This is a genomic window from Lacticaseibacillus pantheris DSM 15945 = JCM 12539 = NBRC 106106 (assembly GCF_001591865.1).
GTDB classification, from domain to species: Bacteria; Bacillota; Bacilli; order Lactobacillales; family Lactobacillaceae; genus Lacticaseibacillus; species Lacticaseibacillus pantheris.
Genome location: NZ_BCVS01000132.1, coordinates 1 through 5,640, shown reverse-complemented (window position 1 = coordinate 5,640; position 5,640 = coordinate 1). Strand labels below are relative to the sequence as shown.

Annotated in this window: 7 protein-coding genes; 1 reads left to right on the top strand and 6 read right to left on the bottom strand. The window is 54.9% G+C overall.

Translation table 11 applies throughout. The features are described 5' to 3' along the window. Window positions 1-778 precede the first annotated feature (778 nt). From hpf to LPA02S_RS10490, 3 genes are all read right to left on the bottom strand, one after another. A complete protein-coding gene (gene hpf, locus LPA02S_RS10500) occupies window positions 779-1,345 on the bottom strand; it encodes a ribosome hibernation-promoting factor, HPF/YfiA family (RefSeq protein WP_056956372.1) in 567 nt (188 codons plus the stop codon). Between the two features lie 124 nt (window positions 1,346-1,469). Continuing rightward, window positions 1,470-1,982, bottom strand: a complete 513-nt coding sequence (locus tag LPA02S_RS10495) for a ComF family protein (protein ID WP_054649662.1) — start codon at window positions 1,980-1,982, stop codon at window positions 1,470-1,472. Between the two features lie 158 nt (window positions 1,983-2,140). Further along, window positions 2,141-3,454, bottom strand: coding sequence for a helicase-related protein (locus LPA02S_RS10490; RefSeq protein WP_054649660.1), 1,314 nt, complete (start codon window positions 3,452-3,454; stop codon window positions 2,141-2,143). A 32-nt stretch (window positions 3,455-3,486) separates the two neighbouring features. Here LPA02S_RS10490 and LPA02S_RS10485 point away from each other — a divergent pair, with 32 nt between their 5' ends. Beyond that, complete coding sequence (locus LPA02S_RS10485) at window positions 3,487-4,122, top strand: IMPACT family protein (RefSeq protein WP_056956373.1); 636 nt, start codon at window positions 3,487-3,489, stop codon at window positions 4,120-4,122. A 202-nt stretch (window positions 4,123-4,324) separates the two neighbouring features. Here the strand turns inward: LPA02S_RS10485 and nusG are convergent, their stop codons facing one another. The 3 genes from nusG to rpmG all read right to left on the bottom strand — a co-directional run bounded on the left by nusG (window position 4,325) and on the right by rpmG (window position 5,326). Further along, window positions 4,325-4,867, bottom strand: coding sequence for a transcription termination/antitermination protein NusG (gene nusG / locus LPA02S_RS10480; protein ID WP_054649658.1), 543 nt, complete (start codon window positions 4,865-4,867; stop codon window positions 4,325-4,327). A 128-nt stretch (window positions 4,868-4,995) separates the two neighbouring features. Continuing rightward, a complete protein-coding gene (gene secE, locus LPA02S_RS10475) occupies window positions 4,996-5,166 on the bottom strand; it encodes a preprotein translocase subunit SecE (RefSeq protein WP_056956374.1) in 171 nt (56 codons plus the stop codon). 10 nt (window positions 5,167-5,176) lie between these two features. Further along, window positions 5,177-5,326 carry a 50S ribosomal protein L33 gene (gene rpmG / locus LPA02S_RS10470; protein ID WP_056969875.1) on the bottom strand — a complete coding sequence of 50 codons (150 nt, stop codon included), beginning with the start codon at window positions 5,324-5,326 and terminating at the stop codon, window positions 5,177-5,179. Between the last annotated feature and the right edge of the window lie 314 nt (window positions 5,327-5,640).

Below are 5,640 nucleotides of genomic sequence, written 5' to 3'. Positions count from 1 at the left end.
CCCACACGTCTCCACTCACCAACCCGACCGACGCGGCCTCACACTACTTTTGTAGCAACCACAACTATGGAAACGACACCTCCACCCCGCCACCGCTTTGCCGGCACCCGTCACTACGCGGATGTAAGACCATTACCGGTGTTAGACCTCCATAATAAACTAGCCGGGACTGTCATTCGTCATGTCAGAAGCACATACCGCTCAAATATAATTCAGCAGCTGTTACAGAATACTGTTTGACCTGAATGGGTACCCCTTGACGCGCCGATTATGCCGACTTCCACCTCCCCACGTTTTATTCCTAGGGTGGGAGGACGCCTAGGCCTGACAGCCTAGCATTTGCACTCGGAAGAAGAGTAACCACCACGACGTATCGGGAACCCGCGGGCGGGGTTTGGGGTGGAGGCATCGTGCCCGGAGACGTGGCTGCTGCAACCCCAAAGCGCTGTGCGTTTACTTCCAGTTGGTGCTTTAGCACCTTACTGGGAGTTAATTCGACGGTCTGGCGGAGCCAGCCCTAGGAGCGCAGCGAGTTACAGCGGCAAATCTTGGAGACAAAGTGGGCTCCTTTGGCTCCAAGATTCGTGGGAAGCCCGGCACGGGCTGGAGCGTGCGGGTGTAGCAATCACGGCGGAGGGTACGTAAGCCGCAACCCCAAACTCCACCCGCGTGTTCACACCGAACATAAGCCGCAGTTCACCAGCCCGGCCTACGCTGCCGCCATACCACACCAAAAAGCGGGCTCCCCGCAAAGGGAGTCCGCCCGTAAAATGTTCAATTATTCGTCGGTTTCGATTAAACCGTACCGGCCATCGCGGCGCTTGTACACGATGCTCGTGCCGTTCGTTTCCGCATCCTCGAAGATGAAGAAGTTGTGGCCCAACATGTCCATTTGCAAGATGGCTTCCTGGGAGTCCATCGGCTTCAACGCTACCCGCTTTGTCCGGACAACGTTCAGGTCGGCCGCGTCCGTTGAATCATCGTCGGCCTCTTCCAAATCTGGTTCCTCAGGCGTTTCCACCAAGTCGGCAAAGCCCTTTTCGCGGGACTTCCGGTTAATCTTGGTCTTAAACTTACGGATCTGGCGTTCCAACTTATCCGTCACCAGGTCAATCGACGCGTACAGGTCTGGGTTCGTTTCCTCAGCGCGCAACGTTAGGTACGGCATGGGAATCGTTACCTCGACCTTGGCCTGCTTGTTGGAGTAGACCTTCAGGTTCACATGCGCAATCGCCTGTGCACCCTCGTTGAAGTACTTATTCAACTTGTTGATACGCTTTTCCACGTAGTTCCGAATCGCCTCGGTAACCTCGATGTTCTCACCACGTACATTGTAAGTAAGCATAAAACCTCTCCCCTTTCGGTCACCGTTACTCAACGGTGACGGGTAAATGCGGAAGCGCTTAACTTCCTTAAATTCATTATACCGTTACCCGGCTAGTGAAACAATTATCTTTTTCACAAAGTTGTTACCGAATTAATGTTCTGGAAGTAATCTGCCCGCGGTAACCCGCGTCACGTAGCGCTGCGGCGGCGTGATGGAGGGTTGTACCTGTCGTGTACAAATCGTCGACTAAACAAATATGTTTCACCCGTTGTAATTCACTCAAGGTCGCCGTGCATGTAAAGCTCTGCGGTGTCCGCAAGCGTGCCCCCCGTTTTTTGCGGGCCTGGGGTTGGTCGGTGTTGCCCTTTGCCAAGCACGGCCACAGTGGTAGGTGACCGAACAATCCCAACACCGGGTCGAACCCCCGGCGCGCAAAATGCTCCGGCTCGGTTGTGAGTGGCACTAACCGCCCAACCCGCCGACACAGGCCCATGAGGTCAGACTGAAAGGCCACGTGCAACCGGTAATCACCCACAGCTTTGTATTGGTGCATCAAGTCCTTCAGATTGTCGTTATAGTGATACACGGCCCGATTATGCAGGCTAATGCCGTCACGTTGTTGCCAATACTGACAATCACTGCATAAACGGTCCACCAGCGGCCGTCCACACCCCGCACAAATATTTTCCTGATCGATGACGGTGAAGCCCCCGCGACACTCACTACACAAGCTCGGTGGAACCAGCGGCTCAGCGCTCAGCAATAACTTTAACGACCAGCTTTGAGTTAACGGACGCTGACACAAGCAGCACCTCATTTGTCCGCACCACGCGCATTGAGGTGCTTAATCTGCCGCAACGCGCCCCGAATGTTCACCGTATAGTGCGTACATACGTACCACACCGAATTATCGGGGTGGTCCCGGTCGCGTCCAGCCCGTCCGGCCATCTGCACCAGAGCGGATACGCCAAACAAAGCAGTATCGGCGTGCAGAACCATGACGGCACAATTGTAGATGGTGACGCCCCGCTCCAGAATGGTGGTCGTCACAAGTACCCGCGGTTGCCCTTTGCGGAATGCCTGGACCTTCTCTGCACGCCGGGGGTCGCCGGCATAGACGGTCTCCGCGGGGATATCGCGGTTAGCCAGCGCCGTTTGCACGCGCTGCAGCTGTCGAATCGCCGGCACAAAGATCATGACTTGCGAACCGTCTTTGCTCATCACCTCCCGCACCAAACGCACTAACCGGCCGGGCATCCCCACCCCACCGTCCGGCGCGAGGGTGACCCGTGGTTCAGGCAAAGGCGCCCCGTGAAATCGCCGTGGCAGGTAGCTAACGGCGAGTTGATGGCGGCGCACCTGTCGCAGCAAGTCCGCTCCAGGTGTCGCCGTTAGGTAGAGCACGGCACCGGCCGCGGCCTGGTCAACCGCGCGCGCCAGCATCGGTTCCGTTGTGTAGGGGAAGGCATCCACCTCGTCGACGACCACTAGTGCAAAGGCCGCCCGGTACCGCAGCAACTGGTGCGTCGTCGCCAGCACTAGGGGGACGGAGGCCGCGGGGCCGGTACCGCCGTAGCGCACAACCTGCTCAACATCCGCGAATGCTTGTTGCAGACGCGGGGCCAGTTCCAGAATCACGTCAACCCGCGGGGACACGATGGCCACCCGCCCGCCCGTGCGTAATGCGTGCTCAATGACGGGAAAGAGCATTTCCGTTTTGCCAGCGCCAGTTACCGCCCACAATAATCGGCGTTCTCCAGCTTTAAACGCTCCAATCAGCTCCCGCGCCACACGGTCCTGCTCCGGGGTTAGCTGTCCCGACCACGTCATTGTAAGATTTGGCTGTTCGGGCTTCGAATCGGGCGGGAACCGGTACAGTTTGTCCTGACTCGTTAGCCTACCGAGCACGATACACTCCGCGCAGTAACCCCATCCTGCTGGCAAAGTAGACACCTTTGCCGGCGACCATGCCTGACAACGAGCACATTGCCAGCCATGCTTGTCTGCCTCAACAGCGGACACGGCGGGTACTTGTGCTAAACTATTGGCGGGAATGCCCGCATTAATGGCCTCACGTTCAGTTAGTTGTTGTCCAGCCAGTGCGGGCCATAAATCCGTTTCAACCATTCTGTATCACCTCAAAAGGAGATTTAGCCGAAATGGTCGCAAAAACTATCGCCAAAAATGGCAGTGCCGAAATTATAATCAAAAAATCGCGGTTCATCACGACCATTCGCCGCGTACATAACCAAGACGAATTCGACGACTTTGTGGCCGAGGCGCGCACAGCCAACAAAAAGGCTAACCACAACGTCAGCGCAGCCCGTTTCGGGGACGCACCGCTGATTGAACGCGCTAGCGACGACGGTGAGCCCTCCGGCACGTCCGGTGCACCCACTTTGCGAGGCCTTCAAGTACACAATTTGACCGATACGGCTGCCGTGACCACCCGCTACTTTGGCGGCGTTAAGTTGGGGGCTTCCGGACTAATTCGGGCGTACACCCAAGCGGTCACAACCGCGATTCAGGCTCTGGGCATCGTCGCGCTCGAGCCACGCATCGCGTTGCACATTACGGTTGATTACGCTACCTATCAGCCACTAACAGCGTTCTTGGCCGAACATGGCTGGGCCGAGGAGGAACCCACATTCTTGGCGGACGTGACCACCACCGTCTACGTACCGGCGGCAGACATTACGGCGGTGACCGCGCAGCTCACGGAACTAACGAACGGCCGTGCAACCATCGTTACGGGCGATCAACGGATTGTTGAGGTGCCCGTACCCGTGCGTTAAATTACACATAAATAAAAAGGGATTGTGATAGAAGCCTTTAGCACACAAACGATACATCGTGGTCGCGCGCCAAAAGGCAGCTCCCTAACATAAAAGACGGCATCAGCAGAAATCCTAAGTTCGGGATTTTCACTGATGCCGTCTTGTATATCGGGAGCTAACCGCCTTTTGGCACAGCCCCTTTTTGGTTTGACCAATTAATTTAGAATTTGTCAGCCTGGGCAAAGTCGAGTTCCGCACTCGTTTCGCGGCCAAACATTTCGATGTTAACGCGTAACTTGTAGTGTTCCTTGTCGACTTCCGTAACGGTGCCGGCCATTCCGGAAAAGGCCCCATCAATAATCTGCACCTTTTCGCCAACCGCAAACTCAACGTCCAAGTTCCGCGTGCTCATCCCGATTTCGCGTAGAATCTTCTCCACCTCATCAGGCATCAGCGGAGCGGGCTTACTCCCACCACCATGACTGCCGACAAAGCCAGTTACGCCAGGCGTGTTACGGGCCACAAACCATGATTCGTCCGTCATCACCATCTCGACCAGAACGTAACCAGGGAAGGTCTTTTCAACCTCAACCTTGTCCTTGCCGTCCTTAATTTTGTGCTGTTCTTCTTCTGGCACAATAACGCGGAAGATGTAATCCTCCATGTTCATTGAGGCGGCTCGGGACTCGAGGTTAGTTTTAACCTTGTTTTCGTAACCAGCGTACGTATGTAGTACGTACCATTGCTTTGAAGATGATTCCATTGTTGTCTTCCTTTCAATCGCGATGCGCGTGAGCAAATAAAAAAACCGCCACCCGTGGGTATTGGTTTCAAGATGCTTTAATCTTAACAAATTATCCGTACGTTGTCACGAGCAGGACGCTGGATTAGCTAAAAAACAAACTTCTCCAAAATAGCAGTGATTGCCCAGTCGCACAATGCAAAGTAAACGGCAAAGATAATCGACGTGATGATAACCGTCGTGGTGTCGCGACGGTTTTCCTTCCATGTCGGCCAGGTTGTCATTTTCATTTCGTGAAATACACCCTTGATGAAGTTCATAGCTATCTCCTTACCGTGTTTCCTGATGCGGCGTGACTTTACCGCAGTACTTACAAAACTTATTTAACGTTAAGCGCTCGGTGCGCTCCTTTTTTTCCGGAATAAAGTAATTCCGGTGGCCGCACACGCTGCATGCCATCGCTACTTTGCGGACACTCATGGCGCACCTCCTCTAATAATATCCTCAACAGTTTACCACGAGTGCCCGCGGAGTCGCAACCACTTCGCCAACCCAACCATAGACCATAGCGTAATCACTACAGTTAAGTCACTGCAGTTAGAAGGTTTGGTGGTTACAAAACCGCGGGTGGCCGTTGGGACTGCGGCTTACGTGTCCTACGCCTCCGTCCCAACATCCACCCGCGGGGTCCCGATAGTTGGTAAGTTATGCAACCAACTTACACTATAGTGGGATTTAATAGCCCATCGACCATAAACCCATTCGTAAGTGTGGTTCTAGCCGGGGCGGGTGCC